General features: G+C 37.8%; 15 protein-coding genes. 7 read left to right on the top strand and 8 right to left on the bottom strand.

Annotated elements, in window-relative coordinates:
- The first annotated feature begins 122 nt into the window (after window positions 1-122).
- The 4 genes from F0475_RS06140 (at window position 123) to ccsA (ending at window position 6,886) form a co-directional block, all read left to right on the top strand.
- On the top strand, window positions 123-1,427 hold the full coding sequence (locus F0475_RS06140) for a hypothetical protein (RefSeq protein ID WP_155715928.1): 1,305 nt from the start codon (window positions 123-125) through the stop codon (window positions 1,425-1,427).
- Window positions 1,428-1,468: 41 nt separating this feature from the next.
- On the top strand, window positions 1,469-2,830 hold the full coding sequence (locus F0475_RS06135; protein WP_155715927.1) for an imelysin family protein: 1,362 nt from the start codon (window positions 1,469-1,471) through the stop codon (window positions 2,828-2,830).
- A gap of 102 nt (window positions 2,831-2,932) precedes the next feature.
- Window positions 2,933-4,630 (top strand): di-heme oxidoredictase family protein, encoded by a 1,698-nt coding sequence (locus F0475_RS06130; protein ID WP_155715926.1) that lies wholly within the window; start codon window positions 2,933-2,935, stop codon window positions 4,628-4,630.
- A 78-nt stretch (window positions 4,631-4,708) separates the two neighbouring features.
- Window positions 4,709-6,886, top strand: coding sequence for a cytochrome c biogenesis protein CcsA (gene ccsA / locus F0475_RS06125; protein WP_155715925.1), 2,178 nt, complete (start codon window positions 4,709-4,711; stop codon window positions 6,884-6,886).
- 744 nt (window positions 6,887-7,630) lie between these two features.
- Here the strand turns inward: ccsA and F0475_RS06120 are convergent.
- Genes F0475_RS06120 through F0475_RS06110 form a run of 3 tightly spaced genes read right to left on the bottom strand, consistent with a single transcriptional unit; the run spans window position 7,631 to window position 9,481 of the window.
- Window positions 7,631-8,197 (bottom strand): UpxY family transcription antiterminator, encoded by a 567-nt coding sequence (locus F0475_RS06120; protein ID WP_155715924.1) that lies wholly within the window; start codon window positions 8,195-8,197, stop codon window positions 7,631-7,633.
- Window positions 8,198-8,225: 28 nt separating this feature from the next.
- A complete protein-coding gene (locus tag F0475_RS06115) occupies window positions 8,226-8,804 on the bottom strand; it encodes an anthranilate synthase component II (protein ID WP_155715923.1) in 579 nt (192 codons plus the stop codon).
- A 14-nt stretch (window positions 8,805-8,818) separates the two neighbouring features.
- Complete coding sequence (locus F0475_RS06110; protein ID WP_155715922.1) at window positions 8,819-9,481, bottom strand: phosphoribosylanthranilate isomerase; 663 nt, start codon at window positions 9,479-9,481, stop codon at window positions 8,819-8,821.
- Window positions 9,482-9,660: 179 nt separating this feature from the next.
- Here F0475_RS06110 and F0475_RS11930 point away from each other — a divergent pair, with 179 nt between their 5' ends.
- Together F0475_RS11930 and rpe are read left to right on the top strand one after the other, a co-directional pair.
- Window positions 9,661-9,789: a hypothetical protein gene (locus F0475_RS11930; protein ID WP_009434083.1), complete on the top strand. Its 129-nt coding sequence runs from the start codon at window positions 9,661-9,663 to the stop codon at window positions 9,787-9,789.
- A gap of 12 nt (window positions 9,790-9,801) precedes the next feature.
- Complete coding sequence (rpe, locus tag F0475_RS06105; RefSeq protein WP_155715921.1) at window positions 9,802-10,458, top strand: ribulose-phosphate 3-epimerase; 657 nt, start codon at window positions 9,802-9,804, stop codon at window positions 10,456-10,458.
- 76 nt (window positions 10,459-10,534) lie between these two features.
- On the opposite strand, the gene F0475_RS06100 is transcribed toward rpe, so the two are convergent.
- Both F0475_RS06100 and F0475_RS06095 read right to left on the bottom strand, forming a co-directional pair.
- On the bottom strand, window positions 10,535-11,131 hold the full coding sequence (locus tag F0475_RS06100; RefSeq protein WP_155715920.1) for an RNA polymerase sigma factor: 597 nt from the start codon (window positions 11,129-11,131) through the stop codon (window positions 10,535-10,537).
- Window positions 11,132-11,334: 203 nt separating this feature from the next.
- Window positions 11,335-11,817, bottom strand: a complete 483-nt coding sequence (locus F0475_RS06095) for a DUF6359 domain-containing protein (protein WP_155715919.1) — start codon at window positions 11,815-11,817, stop codon at window positions 11,335-11,337.
- A 357-nt stretch (window positions 11,818-12,174) separates the two neighbouring features.
- On the opposite strand from F0475_RS06095, the gene F0475_RS06090 reads away from it, so the two are divergent.
- Window positions 12,175-12,756 carry a hypothetical protein gene (locus F0475_RS06090; RefSeq protein ID WP_155715918.1) on the top strand — a complete coding sequence of 194 codons (582 nt, stop codon included), beginning with the start codon at window positions 12,175-12,177 and terminating at the stop codon, window positions 12,754-12,756.
- A gap of 252 nt (window positions 12,757-13,008) precedes the next feature.
- Here F0475_RS06090 and F0475_RS06085 read toward each other — a convergent pair whose 3' ends face one another.
- Genes F0475_RS06085 through F0475_RS06075 form a run of 3 tightly spaced genes read right to left on the bottom strand, consistent with a single transcriptional unit; the run spans window position 13,009 to window position 17,682 of the window.
- Window positions 13,009-14,409: a glycoside hydrolase family 57 protein gene (locus F0475_RS06085; RefSeq protein WP_155715917.1), complete on the bottom strand. Its 1,401-nt coding sequence runs from the start codon at window positions 14,407-14,409 to the stop codon at window positions 13,009-13,011.
- A 46-nt stretch (window positions 14,410-14,455) separates the two neighbouring features.
- On the bottom strand, window positions 14,456-15,724 hold the full coding sequence (locus tag F0475_RS06080) for a glycosyltransferase family 4 protein (protein WP_155715916.1): 1,269 nt from the start codon (window positions 15,722-15,724) through the stop codon (window positions 14,456-14,458).
- A gap of 14 nt (window positions 15,725-15,738) precedes the next feature.
- Window positions 15,739-17,682 carry a glycogen debranching enzyme N-terminal domain-containing protein gene (locus tag F0475_RS06075; RefSeq protein WP_155715915.1) on the bottom strand — a complete coding sequence of 648 codons (1,944 nt, stop codon included), beginning with the start codon at window positions 17,680-17,682 and terminating at the stop codon, window positions 15,739-15,741.
- Window positions 17,683-17,948 lie beyond the last annotated feature (266 nt).

The following is a 17,948-nucleotide window of genomic DNA, read 5'->3' as shown; positions in this document are numbered from 1 at the left end:
AGTTTTTCGGTCTAAAGTAATACTAAAATAGATAAAAATTCAATAGATATAGGTATTGCCTTATTCAATAAAAGAAAGTAACTTTGCGAACGAAATAATAATAAATAATAGACAAGAACTCTATGAATAATTTTACATTCGGGATTATCTTTGGAGCACTCCTAGCAGGAACGACTACTGCACAAGCACAAGTAAACGCTGCTGACTCTGTAATGAATCATGTCAAAGGAAACAAATTAAGTCTTGGTGGTTATGGTGAGGCTGCTTACTCACGCAACTTCTATAGCGATAATGGTAATCGTTATACAACACCTAGTCTCTATAAGAAAGACCCAAGTCATGGTCGATTTGATATTCCTCATGCAGTTATCTACCTTGGTTACGACTTCGGTAAAGGCTGGTCAATGGGTAGTGAAATAGAGTTTGAACATGGTGGTTCTGGTTCTGCTATTGAATATGAAGCAGATGAAGCTATTGAGTTTGAGCACGAAACAGAGAAAGGTGGAGAAGTAGAACTGGAACAGTTCTGGTTACAAAAATCATTCGGAAAAGCTTTCAATATCCGTGCTGGTCATATCGTTGTACCATTCGGCTTAGTGAATGCTCATCATGAGCCATTAAACTTCTTCACTGTTTATCGTCCAGAGGGAGAAAACACAATTCTTCCAAGTACATGGCATCAAACAGGTATCTCTTTCTGGGGACGTAAGGGTGACTTTAGCTATGTAGCACAAATGATTGCAGGATTGGATGCCTATCACTTTAGTCGTGCTAACTGGATACAGAAAGGTACGTCAAGTCCTTTCGAGTTTGAGGTCGCAAATAAATATGGTTTCCTTACACGTGTAGACAACTACACTATCCCTGGTCTTCGCATTGGTGTTAGTGCTTATGCAGGACAGGCGATGCACAATAACGTACCACACGATAGCGAGAAGGGTGCAAAGAAGAAGATTAAGGGTAACGTCTATCTTGGTAGCTTAGACTTCACCTATAATAAATACAACTGGATTGCAAGAGGTAACATCGATTATGGTTACGTTAGCAATGCAAAAGAGATTACACAACTTTCATACCCTAATGTACAATATGTTAAGCCTTATGAGTCAGGTAATGGTAAATACTTCGGAAGTCATGCTATGGCAATGATGTTTGAAGTAGGTTACGATATCTTCTCTCAGATTAATAAGATGCGTGCCGACAACCAAAAGCTTTATGTCTTCGGTCACATTGAACATTATGATTCTTATATTCACGCTACAACAAAGCAGTGGACTAACAGAACTATCCTTGCAACAGGTATCAACTACTATCCTATCCCACAGATAGCTATCAAGGCGGAGTACAACTATCGTAATCTTAAGAAAGGATACAACGATGAACCTTCTATAAATATAGGTATTGCATACGAGGGCTTCTTCCTATAAGAGAAAACACTATTATAAATTATCATTAAATAAAGATTGTAATGAAAAAAGTAACAAAACTCGCAATGTTCCTTCTTGCAGGAACATTAGCTACAGGCTTCGTATCATGTAGTAGTGATGATGATGAGCCTATTAACACAACAATTCTCACACCTGAACAGCAATCTGCTTTAAGCCAGGCTGCAAGCGAAAGTAGAGCAAACGCTAATAAAACAGAGATGGGCAAGGTTGTTGCCAACTACATTAATGAAGTTGTTAAACCTACATATTTAGACTTGGCAGAGAAGTCTGATATCCTTTATAAGGCTTGCCAGAATCTTTATCAGAAGCGTAAAGCAGGTACTTTGACTCAGAGTGATATTGATGCAGCTTGTGAGGCTTTCAAAGGAGCACGTAGAGATTGGGAGCAGAGTGAGTCATTCCTTTATGGCGCAGCTTCTGATAATGAGATCGACCCACATATCGACTCATGGCCACTCGACCATGATCAGTTGACAAGGGCATTAAATGATGCTTCCGTTATTGCTGGTATCAATGGTGAGAACCCAACCAAGTATGTTTATGACAACAATGGTAACTTCGACTCTGTGTTAGGTTTCCACGGATTGGAGTTCGTTCTCTTCCGTAATGGTAAGAATCGTACAGTAGCAGACTTCAATGCTGAGAAAGAGACAGAACAAGGTCTTACAAGTGTAAGTACTGTAAACGAAGCAGCCTTTGCAGCAGCTGTTGCAGGTGACCTCCGTAACATGACTTACCTTTTGGAATATGGCTGGTTAGGTACAAGTATCCCAACATCACACTTGAATCAGCTTGCAAATGCAATGTGGGTAGTTAATGGAACACGTCACAAAGGACTTTCTCCAAAGTTGATTCCATACCGTGATTATTCACAGTTCGCTACAACGGAGAATGGTATGTTTGCATCATGGCATGAGACATTGAACAATATATTCATTGGCGGATGCTCTGGCATCTGCGAAGAAGTTGCTTCACAAAAACTTGGTCAGGCTTATCGTAAGGCTACAGGTACTGGTACGGCAGACGATGCAGCTAACTACATCGAGTCACCTTACAGCAAGCGTTCATTCCAAGACTACCAGGATAACATCTATTCTATCAAGAACTCACTCTATGGCGTACGTGGTACAGAGAACATCTCTACCCCAGCTAAGTACTCTATCATGAACTTCTTGAAAAATAACAATTATCCTAAGTACAATGAGTTGAACAACGCTCTCAACGAGGCAATCGCATCTTTGGAGACAGCTAAGAAGAGCGGTATTGCCTTTATTGATCAGCCTGGTCATCCACAGGTTAAGAATTGTATTGAAAAGGTTGATGCCTTGAACGAAGCACTTAATGCTGCTGGTACATGGATTAATCAACAGACTGACAAGTAAATTAGTACTTGTATATCTGAAAATCAAAGATAATTAAAAACGTAGCTTTGTCTTCTTTAGGCAAGGCTACGTTTCAAACGTAAATTTAAACTATAAAACATTATGAGACACAACAGCTATAGCAAATTCTTACTTGCAGGAGCATTATTATGTTCATTTGCTGCTTGCTCTGACGACAATGTTACGCCAGACAGACCACAGAAACCCCAAGAGCCAGAAACCAAATACATTGGTCAGGCTGTAGGTAACTTCTCTGCTGATGAGTGGTATCCAGGTGGTAAGCTCGGAACAACAGAGAATACTGCTGCAGGTGGTTATGAAGACAACACACCAGCTATCGACGAACAAGGACTAACCGATCTCTTCAACCAAGGAGATATGATGGCAAGTGCTAAGTACACCCTTAGCACCGAACCATACAAAGGTTGGGGTCCGGTAGCTTCACGTCGTTCATGTGAGTACTGCCACTCTGGTGGTTATGCTCACGGTCATAGCCGCAATGACATGGAGCCAGTAAAGGGCAATGGTTACATTGTTTCTGTTTATACACCTGATGCTCCAGGCAGCAACAATGGTACTCCTATCAATCAGCTCACAACATTCACAATGTTGCAAGCCGTTGAGCCATTCTTGCCTCCTGTTGATCCGAAGCAAATACACATCACATGGCATGACGTAACATCTATGCCAAGTGGATTGCCAATGCAGTTCCCTGATGGTGAGAAGTATAATCTTCGTTATCCATCAGTATCTATTCCACAATCTGCATTCAACACAGACCCAGTACCAAGCAACTATGAGGTACGCTTGATAGCATCTTGTAATTTCCAAGGTCTTGGTTTGATTGATGCAATCTCTAACGAAGACCTGGAGAAGCAATACAAGGCAGAAGGACAATACGTAGAGTTGAACCCAGAGTTCTTCGATAACACAACAAAGCAGTTGAAGCCTGAGGCATGGGCAGAAGATGCTTTTGGTAATAAGTTTGTAAAGCGTTTCAACTACGACTTACTTGATGGTTGTCTTGAGAACGACGTTGCTCTTTGGGACGAGTTGAATGTTCTTCGTTCAGACATCAAGCACATTTGTTCTACAGAGCCATGGGCTAAAGCAATGTCAGAGAACGAGAACGTAATTAGTTACATCCAACAGCATGGTAGTGATCCAAACTCTTACGTACATCCATACTACAACGATGGAACACGTGAAGGTATCAAGAAGGCTGTTCGTTACTTGCTTTCACCAAGCGACAACGTAAACCTTTACAACAATCCTTACTATAACTTCAAACCAGAGGTGAGCGATGAAGCTTATCACGCATTCATGGTTTGGCACAGAGGAATTGCCGTTCCACGTGCAAGAAACTTAAATGACAAGGACGTACAGCGTGGTAAGGAACTCTTCACAGGAGAGTTAGGATGTGCACATTGTCACAAGGCATCTTGGACAACAGGTGCTGATAACCATGGTTCTTCTGTAATCCTTGGTAACAAGCAGTTGCCTAAGTATGCTAATCAGAAGATCTATCCATACTCTGACTTCATCCAGCATAAGCTCGACATGAAGAACGATATCCACGGATCTTGGTGCCGCACCACTCCGCTTTGGGGCAGAGGTCTTTCATTGATTAACTCTGGTGCAGAAGATCGTCTACACGATGCTCGTGCTCGCAATGAGATTGAGGCGATCATGTGGCACGCTTATAGCAAGAACAGTCAGGCTTATAGAGCAGCTGTTCAATTCTATAACTTGCCAAAGAAGGATAGAGATGCTGTTGTTAAGTTCATCCGCTCTATCTAATGAATAGCAATTAACCAAACATTAATAAGAAGAAGATGGGATTCGCAAAAGAATTCCGTCTTCTTTTATCTTACAATAATGCGAACAAAAAGATTACTTGAGATTGTGTATATTCTCATTGTTGCCATAATGGCGATAGGAACAGTTATAGGAAAATACACAAGTCTTGATTATGTTTCAGATAATATCTTCGGTTCTTGGTGGTTCATCCTATTATGGGCAATAGGTACAGCTACAGGAATCATTTATTTTATTAAGCGGAAAGTCCGCCGCCCTATCATCGTCTTATTACATTTGTCATTCGTCATCATTCTCCTTGGTGCTTTACTCACTCATCTAACAGCACACAAAGGAATGATACATCTAAGACAAGGGAAGCCTGTAAGTACCTATATAACAAAAGATGGTAATAAGGCACAATTACCATTCTCGGTTGTTCTAAATAGATTCAATATTACATATCACGCAGGCAATATGGCTGCAATGGATTATGCTTCTGTAATTACTATAATAGAAGGTGAAAGGAAAGAAGAGTTTCAGGTATCTATGAACAAGATATATTCAGGCTATGGCACACGTCTTTATCAAAGTAGTTTCGATGAAGATATGAAAGGCTCATACTTATCCGTCAATTCTGATCCATACGGAATCCCCGTAACATATATAGGTTATGCCCTACTCTTCCTTGGACTCATTGCCATGCTTATCGAACCCAAAGGGAACTTCCGTCGATTACTTCGTAGTAATAGTGGTAAAGCCATTGCGTTACTCTTACTACTTCTAGCTGGAACATCACCTATCAGTGCACAACCATCATTAACACGTGAGACTGCAGATGAGTTCGGAAAGGTTCTTATTGTTTATAATGGTCGTATCTGTCCTATGCAAACCTACGCCATTGACTTCACAAAGAAACTATATGGTAAAAAGAATTACAAGGACTTCACTCCCTGCCAAGTACTAACAGGTTTCATGTTCTGGGGGAAGGAATGGATGAAAGAACCTATCTTTAAGATAAAAGGAAGTGAGCTACGTAATAAATTAGGGCTCAGTGAATATATATCCCCTATGAGTCTTTTCGGACAACAAGGATATATCCTCGGTCCATATCTTGAAGATGCACAGAGTCAACCTAACGATGCTGTCGCTAAACAGATTCTTGACACTGACGACAAGATGATGTTATTAATGGATCTTATGCAAGGCAAAACGCTCAAGATATTCCCTTATACATCAAACAAAGGAAACATTGACTGGTTTGCACCTACCGATCGTATGCCCAAAGCTATGCCTAAGGCACAACAGCAATACATTCATACGATTCTCTCCTTAGCAAGACAATTAGCCAACCAAGGAAACACAGGAATGCTGAACGAACTTGCTCTAAAGTTGCAGAAATATCAACAAGTTTATGGTGGTAATACGATCCCTACACCAACGGAAATAAAAGCAGAGAATATCTATAATTCTTGCTCGTTCGCAACGATTCTATTCATCGTCAATCTGACGTTAGGACTTTTATCCATCTTATTCTTAAACAAAAAGAAGAGATACAGAATTTTCACCTGTCTCATGGGCTTATCATGGCTTATCCTTACATTTACATTAGCTTTAAGATGGATTATCAACGGGACGATTCCTATTGCAAATGGCTATGAAACAATGCTTTTACTCTCATGGCTCATTATGATTGTATCAATCCTAACAACCCATAAGATGCAACTAATGACCACTTTCGGACTACTCATGAGTGGATTCATGCTACTCGTAAGTCATCTTGGTGAGATGGATCCGAGTATCACGCCACGTATGCCCGTACTAAATAGTCCGTTGCTGAGCATACATGTCAGTATTATCATGATATCCTATGCTCTATTTTCTTTGACATTCATCAGTGCAATCGCCTATTTCTTTACAAATAAAAGTAAAAAAGCAAGTATCATTCAGATTAATAAGCAACTGACAACGCTCTCACAAATATTCCTCTATCCTGCTATAACCACCCTCGGATTAGGAATATTCATAGGAGCAATTTGGGCAAATATCAGTTGGGGTACTTATTGGGGATGGGACCCGAAAGAGACATGGGCACTCATAACATTCATGATTTATGCTATTCCATTGCATAAAGCAAGTTTACAATCATTAAGAAGTGAGAAGAAATATCACATCTTTATGTTTATTGCATTCTTAAGTATCCTAATGACTTACTTCGGTGTCAATTACATTCTTGGTGGTATGCACTCTTACGCTTAGAAAAAGCATAGTAGCATCAAGTGCTTTCGTCCTAGCTTACAGACTTTCAGTGAGTAAGTTCTGAGACGATTCCATAAGATAAACAAGGAAAAGTTCGCAAACAAAATCGAAATTGTTTGCGGACTTTTTTCATATTGTTCGTAAACAATTCTCTGTATTTCATAGCTCTATTATCATCCTTCTAATAATTGAATTTCCTATTACAGATTAGCGAATATGCGCCACATCGCTAGGTTCATTTTTTCATGCTAATAGGTGTACCGTGAATGGTAACAGAAATCGTCCCACTTAATTCGGAGGAATAACTTAGAAAAACTCTATCTTCATTACAAAAATATATTACATTTAATTTTATTATTCTAGCGTATTCTAGAAAACAATTTATCTATCAAACACGTAAAATAGGACTTAAAAATAAAAAGTAATTACATTTTAAGAGATTTCCCAGTACTTTTCACCCGAAAAATAAGGACTTTTCATAAAAAACGATACTATCTTTTGATGAAAACGATAGTACTTTTTGACGGAAACGATAGTACTTTTTAATCAAAACGATAGCACATTTCAGTAAAATAGATAGGATTTTCTTCTCAAAACAATCGAACTATTTGTAACTCTATGACTATCAGATTATTACAAAAAGTAGGAAGAATTATCTCAAAAATCGTATATTTCAGATGGAAATATAAGTTGCTTTCGAATAACGAAATTATAGGTATCAAAAATAACAATATTACTTTACATTTATTTCTCCATAGGAACACAACACCATCTGGAAATCTTTAGCATTACACCGATACCAGGAATCTCCTTTAATAAATAATACTTTTTGTTAGAACGAACCAATCGCCCAGTCATTCCTTTCATGGGTCCGAACTTGACCAATACTTTGTCACCAGCTTTTAGATGTGCCTCGTCGGAAGAAACGAACTTTCGCATTGTCACTTCAGGATTACACATAAGACGAAATTCATACATCTGGTCGTGCGGAATAAGGCAATATTCCTGAGAACTGATTGATTTGCGCAGAACACTTATCTTATAGTTCATCTCGCTAACAATATGGCGAAACTGCTTTTCGTCAATGGACTGTTTCACAAAAACAAGATTACGAACGACAGGACGTAATACTTTACGTGGCTTGCCATCACGTCCTTCTATCGTAATATATTGCTCGGGAATGAAACATTCTAAGTCTTTTTCCTCAAAATAGGTTCTTACTTCTTGTTGACGAATGGTAAAGAGTTTTACTGCATACCATGATAATCCGTCGTCAATAATTGTATCTATATATTTAGTTGTCTCTACCATCGATGATTATAGATGTAATAAATATTGTTCAAAGCACTAACCAGTTGTGAAGAATCCTATTGCCTTGTGGCGTTAAAACACTTTCAGGATGGAATTGAATGCCATATAAATTATAGTCACGATGCCTCAATGCCATGATAATCCCATCAGACGTTTCAGCAATTATCTCTAAACAATCGGGAAAATCATCCTTTGAAACCGCCCAACTGTGATAACGCCCTACGATGATTGGACGCTTTAATCCTGCAAATAAAGGGGAGTTGACGGGCTGAATTATCTCTGCGGAAACTCCGTGAAATACGTCTGAAAGGTTCTCCAGCTTAGCCCCGAAGCTCTCCGCAATAGCTTGATGTCCCAAACAAACACCTAAGATTGGTTTGTGACCAGCATAATGACGAATGACATTCATTAATTGACCCGCTTGAGAAGGTAGCCCTGGTCCAGGACTAAGTATTATCTTATCGAAACATTCTAACTCATTAAGTTGGAAGTCATCATTATGAAAAATGGTTACTTCTCCCCCAACTTCTTTGATAAGATGCGCTAGATTATAGGTGAATGAATCATAGTTATCAATGATAACACACTTCATTTTCATAAGTTTCATTTATGCGTCCCCGTTTATCTTCGCACGCCTTCTAAGAAAGTCTTAAGCAGAGTAATATCTTTCATGGCTGGTTCTTTCTCAAACTTCTGATCAATGTTAATGCCATAGAACTGAGGATGAGAAAAATCGTTAATGCTTGATAGATCCTCTATGCCAATATTTCCTGACAACAGAAAAGGAATATTCCCATCGTATTCATTTAAAATTGTCCAATCCTTAGAACAATCTTCCGAAGTTTGCATATCAAATAGGAAATAATCTGCACTATTTACATACGGCTTATACTGGTTAATATCCTCACGAGTCCTAACCGAAATAGTCTTCATAATCTTTATTCCAGCATGAATGTCGGGATCAATCGTGCGACGAAGATTATCTAACATGACAGGACTTTCCTCGCCATCAAGCTGAACGATATCAAGATTAAAATTATAGACACACGTAACTATGTTCTGTGGCATATCATCTTTAAAAATACCACATAACTTCGGGCGATTACTTTCAGATGTATCCACCTTTAACGAACCATAATCTGGGATAATACCAGCGCGCGAGGAGATTTGACTGACATAACGTTTATCTGATGGGCAGAAGTTTAATCCTAACCACTCAATACCTAATTGCGATACACCATGTATATTCACGGCATCACGCATGCCACATATCTTTACTATCATAGTTATATTTTTTGTGCTACAAAGATAATCAAAAAAAAGATTGTACCCGTAGTATCGCTATAAAAACATTGCGAATGTGGGAGATAAAAGGAAATAATGTTTCTATCAGATATAATAATCTTTAGACAAGCACGTTTAAAAAACAAAGAACTCTCTAATTAATAGCATAATTTAAGCCTATGGTGAATATTTTTACTCCTGAGGAATTAAAGCCTTCTGAGAAGACTTTAGCTCTTATTCGACAGATAGCTTACACCTATCGTACCTTTAAAATGAATGGGAAAATACAGTCTTATTGCTTGAATTAAGAATAAAAAAGTATGGAAACAATAGTATCTCCTTCCCTTCTCTCTGCTGATTTTTTGCATTTAGACAAAGAGATTGAAATGATTAATGAGAGCGATGCCGATTGGCTTCACATGGATGTTATGGATGGTGTATTCGTTCCTAACATTTCCTTTGGATTTCCCATCTTGGAAGCAGTGGGTAAGGCTTGTAAGAAACCTATGGATGTACACTTTATGATTGTTCATCCAGAGAATTACATCCAGCAGACTGCTTCGACAGGAGCTGCAATTATGAACGTACAATATGAGGCTTGTGTGCACCTTCACCGAACAATACAAGCAATTCATAGTGCAGGAATGAAAGCGGGAGTAACACTTAACCCATCTACTCCTGTGAATGTTCTTGAAGATATTATTTGCGATGTGGATATTGTACAACTCATGAGCGTTAATCCTGGCTTCGGTGGTCAGAAGTTTATAGAACATACAATTAAAAAGGTTCAACGACTTCGCCAAATGATTGATAACGAAAATAGCAAAGTTCTCATTGAAGTTGATGGCGGTGTACAACAAGAAACAGCACCACGCCTTATAAAAGCTGGAGTTGATATCCTCGTTAGCGGTAGTTATGTCTTCAAAGCGGCTGATCCGAAAGCCACAATCCATTCGTTGAAGACTTTGAAACGATAAAATGAAAAGGTGTTGAATATTAGAAGTATATAAAGGTTATGGTTACATAACGTCTAATATTCAACACCTTCTTATATTAAGCAAACTGTAAATTTAGATTATATTCACGCACCATCCTTCTCAGATTAAGGATTGCATAACGCATACGTCCAAGACTTGTATTAATGCTCACACCAGTTGTCTCGGCAATCTCCTTAAATGACATCTCCTGATAAAAACGCATGTATACAACTTCTCGTTGTGGTGCAGGCAATAAGTTCATTAAACGCTTAACTTCTGAAAGAGTTTGGGTATTAATAAACTGACATTCAATATCCCCTATGGTAGTTTCACTGCCAGCTATGTTAGAAAGGTTATTTTCTTTTGGCGCATCAACAATCTTGTCTGCACGCTGAGCACGATACCAATCCATTATCACATTGTGAGCAATACGCATAATCCAAGCATAGAACTTTCCCGTTGGAGAGTACTTACCTTGTTGTAGTCTAGTTATAACCTTCACAAATGTTTCCTGAAATAAATCATTAGCAGCATCTTGGTCATGCACTACAAAAAGAATATATGAGAATAGTTTTGATTGATTACGTAAAAGCAATAAATCAAAAGCCTCGTTACTTCCATTAATATATGACAATGCCAACTGCTCGTCGGTCATATCACTTAGATTCTTCATTTATATGTTTATTGTTTTATGAAGTATAATTGTTCCGATAGGCTTTTATTGCTTTATCTTAATTTAAAAATAATCATTCCGTACTCACTGAAAAAACTTAGGCAGATAAAGGTAAAATCATTCTCTTTCATCTTACCCATTGCAGTTAAAGTTCTGCAAATATAGCAACTTTTATCCTTTGCAGCAAACTTTTCATACAAAAATCATTCATCTAACCATTGTCCGCCCACAACATTCTTCTTCATTCCTGGTACACCAAGATACTTTTGCTTTGTACCATAGAACGCAACACTACGCCCATAATTATCAGGTGTTGTAGCTAAACCAAACTCTGCCTTCATTGCTTTTGTCCTTAACTGAATAGCAATAACCTTCTCTGGAGTACAATCTCCTAAACTATCTGCTAATAAAATTGCATTATCATAGGTGAATGGATCCATCCATTCTGCATATTTAATACTCTTACTACAAGCTCCTACAATAATTCCCTTCACCCAAACATATCTATCGCCTAATTCTGTATTTCGAAATTCTTCGACGCTATAAACTTTCTGTTCTGAAGAAGGATCGTCATCCTCCTCTTCATATCTAGGTAAAGTCTCGCTATTATCTGCAGGACTTGTTTTCTGACATCCAAAGCAAATAACACAAACTAAAAATAGTATTATCAATCTATTCATTTTCATAGAATCAAGTTTATATTAACTCCACAAAGATATGAAAAGATTCAGATAATGTCAAGGAAATCAATAAAAAAGAGGTTGGTGCAGGAAGCTACCAACCTCGAACTAGATTTAGCAAAACATCTAAATCTGTGAAAAACACGCTACAAATATAGTGTATATAAAGGAATAAAACAAATTTTATTGATATAAAAAGGAGAATTTAACATTAAAAGCGCACACATGAAGAAAACGAGGAAAGAAATATCGTTATTTATCAATTCAAGTTCAAATTATAATAAGAAACTTAATTGCAAATATCATATCAAATACCTAAATTTGCATTGTTATTTATTCTTTTAATCATTAAACAATTTTATTATGAACAAAACTTTACGCTTAATTCTCACTATTGCTTTCACGGCAATCAGTTCTTTTTCATTTGCACAGAAGAAAGTTGTTATCAGTTCTGAGGAACTACAAGGTCCGAAAGCTGGCAAAGACATCAGTATTAATAAAGATGGAATAACTATAACGATGTCAAACGGAGCAATGAATAACAAGTTTTCATACCGCCTCTATCAGAAAGCTACAATGACTATCACATCTGCCAATTATAATATGACAAATATCATAATCGAATGTGATACATACAAAAACGATGAAAAGAGATATCTTGCCGATGGGTTTGCTGATAATATGGAAGGAGTCACTGTTTCTAGTGATAAAGTTACCGTTACATGGACTGGTGATGCAAAAACAACTTCTTTCACTGCAGCAAAGAAACAAGTACGCATTAAAAAGTTCACCATAACTTTAAAGGATACACCTAATGATATCACAGGAATAAATGTAGAGTCTAATAATAATGCACAACCAATGTATAACCTTTCAGGGCAGCGTGTAGACAAAAACTACAAAGGAGTTGTTATTCAGAATGGTAAAAAATTTATCAACAAATAAGACTGTCTATACATAAAGTTCTAACAAATTAAATTTCAGAAGAGCCTTTTCTCCAACGAAGAAAAGGCTCTTCTCATGTAAAGAAAGGTACTATGTCACATCAAAGAGAGTCTTCTTTCAATATTTAATAAACAGCTTAATCGAAATTAATAGGTATTAATGTAAAAAATGATAGGTACAGATGAATCTTTCCGTACCTATCATTTATTTTAGTAAACCATTATAACTTATAACGGATAAGTAATATTTTACTTACTTTGTTGCAGTTTTTGCTTTCTTTGAAGTGGCCTTCTTTGTCGATGTCTTTTTGGTAGAAGTCTTCTTAGCAAGCTCTGCTCTCAACTCTTCTTCCTGTATCTCTAACTTTTGAACCTTAGCCTGAAGATGAGAGATCTCCTTTGTTTTGATATCAATCTCTTCACCTTGATTACGGATAGTTGTAAGTAAGCCATTCAACTCCTCATTATCAATTTCTGCAGGATAGAGGCTATTGACACGACTAATGAAATCACCAAGAATGTTCATATAATTGGTAAAGGCATCAAAAGGACTCGCATATATCCCTCGATCCATTCCAACACGTGAAGGCTTGGTTGACATGAATCGGAAGTTATCACTAGCTTGCAAATAATCCCAATCTTGATTTATTTTAGGATCATTGGCAATACGGACACGATCAGCAATACCATAAAGTTTATTGAAGGCTTCACGTTGCATTGCGTTTCCTAACCATGTACTAACATCACGTTCTTCATCCATCCAACTTAACGTATCAGGTACAGAGAGACTATCAACGCTCTTTAGTTTCATGCAAATCTCTGTCGGGGTAGAGAATGTTATGCCACGCTGTTTAGCACACGCAGGCAATGCCTTGAGGAATTCTAAGATATTACTTGATAATGGCTGTTCTATACCCAAAGCCGAGAGATTCATAAAGATACCTATTACCTGTTCTTCGTTGGGTAGCGCCGCAATCTCATCCATATAAGCATCAGCAAACAAAGGATAGCCTTCCCAGTCAGAATTATTAAAGCGAAGAGAGATATCATCACTCAATTTGACATCACGCAATAGTAGTTTTAGATTAGGATCTAATGCACAATTATATACATAATGTGGACTCTTCCAGCCTAAAACATGTTTTGCACCTTCAGTCAACATCGCCTTAAAACCCATTTGCGAAGCAAGTAAACCAATTTCGTCACTATAGATAAGCGAAGAGTTACGAAGAACCTTTGGTGTTTGACCAAAGTATTCCTTTATTTTATGCGCTTGACGCTTTACTTCAGACTTAAAGCTTTCCTCATTAGCCAATGAGGCAAGACCATGCGAATAAGGTTCTGCTAAGAACTCTACACAACCAGTATTATTTAATTCTTGCAATTTCTCAAGAACTTGTGGGGCGTGCATTTCAAGTTCCTCTATTCCTACTCCTGATAATGAGAAAGCCACCTTGAAAGCTTTTCCATGTTCATGAACCATTTGTAACATAGCCTCCAATGCTGGCATATAACTCTTCTCAGCTATATCTGTTATCGAACGTTCATTCTCAAAGCTATCATAATAATAATGGTCAGTCCCAATATCAAAAAAACGATAACGCTTTAAGTGAATAACCTGATGTATCTCGAAATATAAACAAATTGTCTTCATTGCTAATTATTTTGGTTTTTAAAGATTATGGTTTTTTATTTTGCTTTTATTGCCAACCTAATGTGCGGAGATAGAGTTCACGAATCCATGCACCAACTTTCTCCCACGTAATCTGATCGACTTCTCTCTTCCCTTCTACAGATAAGTAATCAAAGAGACTCTCATTATGACAAATAGAATAGATGGCATCAGCCATTGCATTAATATCCCAATAATCAACCTTTATACAATTATCGAGAATCTCAGCACATCCACTTTGTTTTGATATAATCGTTGGTGTTCCGCACTGCATAGCCTCTAAAGGAGAAATTCCGAAAGGTTCGCTGACTGATGGCATAACATAAACATCTGAGGCTTTTAAGCACTCATAGACTTGTTTACCACGCATAAAACCAGGGAAATGGAATCTATCAGCAATTCCACGTTCTGCCACTAAAGTTATCATTTGCTCCATCATATCCCCCGAGCCTGCCATACAAAAACGGACATTACGCGTACGATGGAGAACCATATTAGCAGCCTCAACAAAATATTCTGGTCCTTTTTGCATTGTCAATCGTCCAAGGAAAGTAACAACCTTCTCCTTACCTTTATGGTCTGGGCGTGGTATTTCTGTAATCTCCTTATCTAATGGATAAACAGCATTGTGTACCGTGAATACCTTTCGGGGATCTTGATGATACTGATGTATAACTGTCTGGCGTGTCAATTCTGATACACACATGATACAATCCGCATTATCCATACCATCTTTTTCTATACCATACACGATAGGATTTACTTTACCACGCGAACGGTCGAAATCAGTTGCATGTACATGAATACACAAGGGCTTACCACTAACACGTTTCGCATGTATACCAGCAGGATAAGTCAGCCAATCATGTGCATGAATAATATCGAAATCGTATGTACGTGCAACAACACCTGCTATAATCGAATAATTATTAATCTCCTCGTGCAAATTTGAAGGATAACCACCAGCAAAGTCCATTGCACCAAGCTCGTTAACATGCATGTAATTGAAGTCGGCATAGATATGCTCACGTAACTTGAAATAAAGTTCTGGAGTCATGACATTGCCTAATCTATTCTTCACATAATCATAACTGAGCTCACGATAAGCAATAGGAACACGATTCATTGCTACAATTTCAGCATAGTTATGGTCTTCATCACCGAAAGGATGAGGCAAACAAAGAATTGTCTCAATATCACCTTGCGCGTGGAGTCCCTCAGAAATACCAAAATTAGCAGTTGCAAGACCACCATATACATGAGGAGGATACTCCCATCCAAACATTAAAACTTTCATACTTGTTCTGCCTTTTAATATTTATACTTCTCTAGCAACTCTAATGTACGCAGAACTTCGGCTACATTCATAGCAAAAGAGATTGCACCACGACCACTGAATGGTGGATTGCCATCGAATAGTTCTGGTAATGTACTTAGACAATGATAGAACATTTCATCTTCATAACCAACTAACTGTCGCTCAACAAAGCTTAATCTAGTTTGCTTATAGAGCTTTAAACAAGCCTCAAGATAGAAACCTTCTAGCCATGGCCAAGCTGTTCCCTGATGATATGCCTGATCACGTTGCGCTTGTGGTCCAGTATACATTGGATTATAACCACCACTCTTTGGGGAAAGCGAACGAAGCCCCTTTGGAGTTAACAATTCACGTGTACAAATATCTAATACACCTCGCTTTTGTTTCTGATCAAGTGGAGAATAATCAAGAGCTACGGCGAAAACCATATTAGGGCGAACGCTCCAATCAATCATCTTACCATCAACAAAGTCGTAAAGATAACCATACTCATTTAAGAAGGTATCAATGAAGGAGGCTTTACACTTATCTGCTAATGTGTCCAGTTTCTCCGCATATTCTTCATTCCCTGATTCCCGCTCTATTGTTGCTACAAAGCGTAACGCATTATACCAAAGGGCATTGAACTCAACAATATATCCAGAACGAGGAACAACAGGCTGACCATTATTCATAGAGTTCATCCATGTAATAGCCTCTCCCTTAGCGTCTGCATAGAGTAAGCCGTTCTCATCAAGAACAAGATTAGGATGTTTGTCTGTGGCAAGATAGTCTATAATGTCATGCAAGAAAGTTCCATAAAGTTCTTTACAACGAGCTTTACCAGCCTTCTTTGCATATTGTTGTATTGCCCAAATACACCAAAGAGGGACATCCGGTTTATCCATCTCATAGATGTCTACACTAACAGGTTTGTCATTCATAAACTCGCGTAAACCTTTCTCTGCAGTCTGCATAACAAGTTCAAAGTAGTCCTGTTCTTCTATACTCAATGTTAATCCTGGCAATGAAATAAATTGATCACGAGCACGGCATTTAAACCATGGATAACCAGCAAGAATATAGCGTTCATCATTCTTTGTACGATTATGAAATTGATGAGCTGCATTAACAAGACAATGGAAGAAATTGTCTCTCGGACTTCTTGTCTCAACTTCTTTATCAAATAAATCTTGTAAAATTGACGTGTCACACTCTGCCGTTGACGCCGCAAAAACGATACTTTCCCCTTTACTAATGTTCATCTCAAAGTAGCCTGGAACATATAAATCTTCATTAGAATCATAGCCTCGTTCCTGCTCTTTTGGGTATTCTAAGCCACGATACCAATAAGGTTCAAAATGAAACTCATTACTCTTTGAAAATTGCATAAATAGCAAGGGGTAACCAGCATACATACAAGTGCTAATACCATTATCTACTTGTTCATAAGAGCGATTTATAGCCGAATTCTCGTGAGTAAACTGTCGAACACTACGAAAAGCTAGAAATGGGCGGAATTGTAAAGTAGTTTGAGAATGAGCTTCTAATAATGTATAACGAATTAAGATGCGATCCTCATAGTGTTGGAAAACTACTTCTTTCTTTAACAATACACCACCAACACGATAAATCGTGGTCGGAACAATATCACAATCAAACTCTCGAATATACTTGTGTCCTTGCGGACTAAAATTCCCTCCTTGGTACTTATGCAATCCTAAATTGAAAGCAGCACCATGCTGGATAACCGTTGGATCAAGCGAACTCAGCAGTACATGATTCTCATCATCCAGTTCAGGGACAGGGACGACAAGTAATCCATGGTACTTGCGCGTGTTACAATCAACGATTGTGGAACAAGAATAGGCACCAGAGCGATTGGTTCGTAATAACTCTCTAGGAAGCGAGTCCTGAAGATTTGCCATGAGGGCTTTTTCAAATTTTAAGTAGCTCATGTCTGTTAAGGTTTACTATTTGGTTTTTATATCATTCGGGTAGAATCCTTTACTGATTTTACCATTTGGCACTTCAAAGATACAAATATTTTTCATAACAGCATTAAAAGTAAGATATTATTTTCAAGGTTAGATTTATCTTATAACAGTTATACGAAAAAGTTTTAAATTCCTTTGCCTTAAAAGTTCTTATAAACAATAGGAAAAACTTAAGAGCTTTTTAGAGAAACCTTAAGAGCTTTTTAGAGAAAGCTTAGGAGCTTTTG

Origin of the sequence: Prevotella vespertina (assembly GCF_009728485.1) — a bacterium.
Lineage (GTDB): Bacteria > Bacteroidota > Bacteroidia > Bacteroidales > Bacteroidaceae > Prevotella > Prevotella vespertina.
The sequence above is the reverse complement of the archived record's forward strand: the minus strand, read 5'-3'. Positions and strand labels throughout refer to the sequence as shown.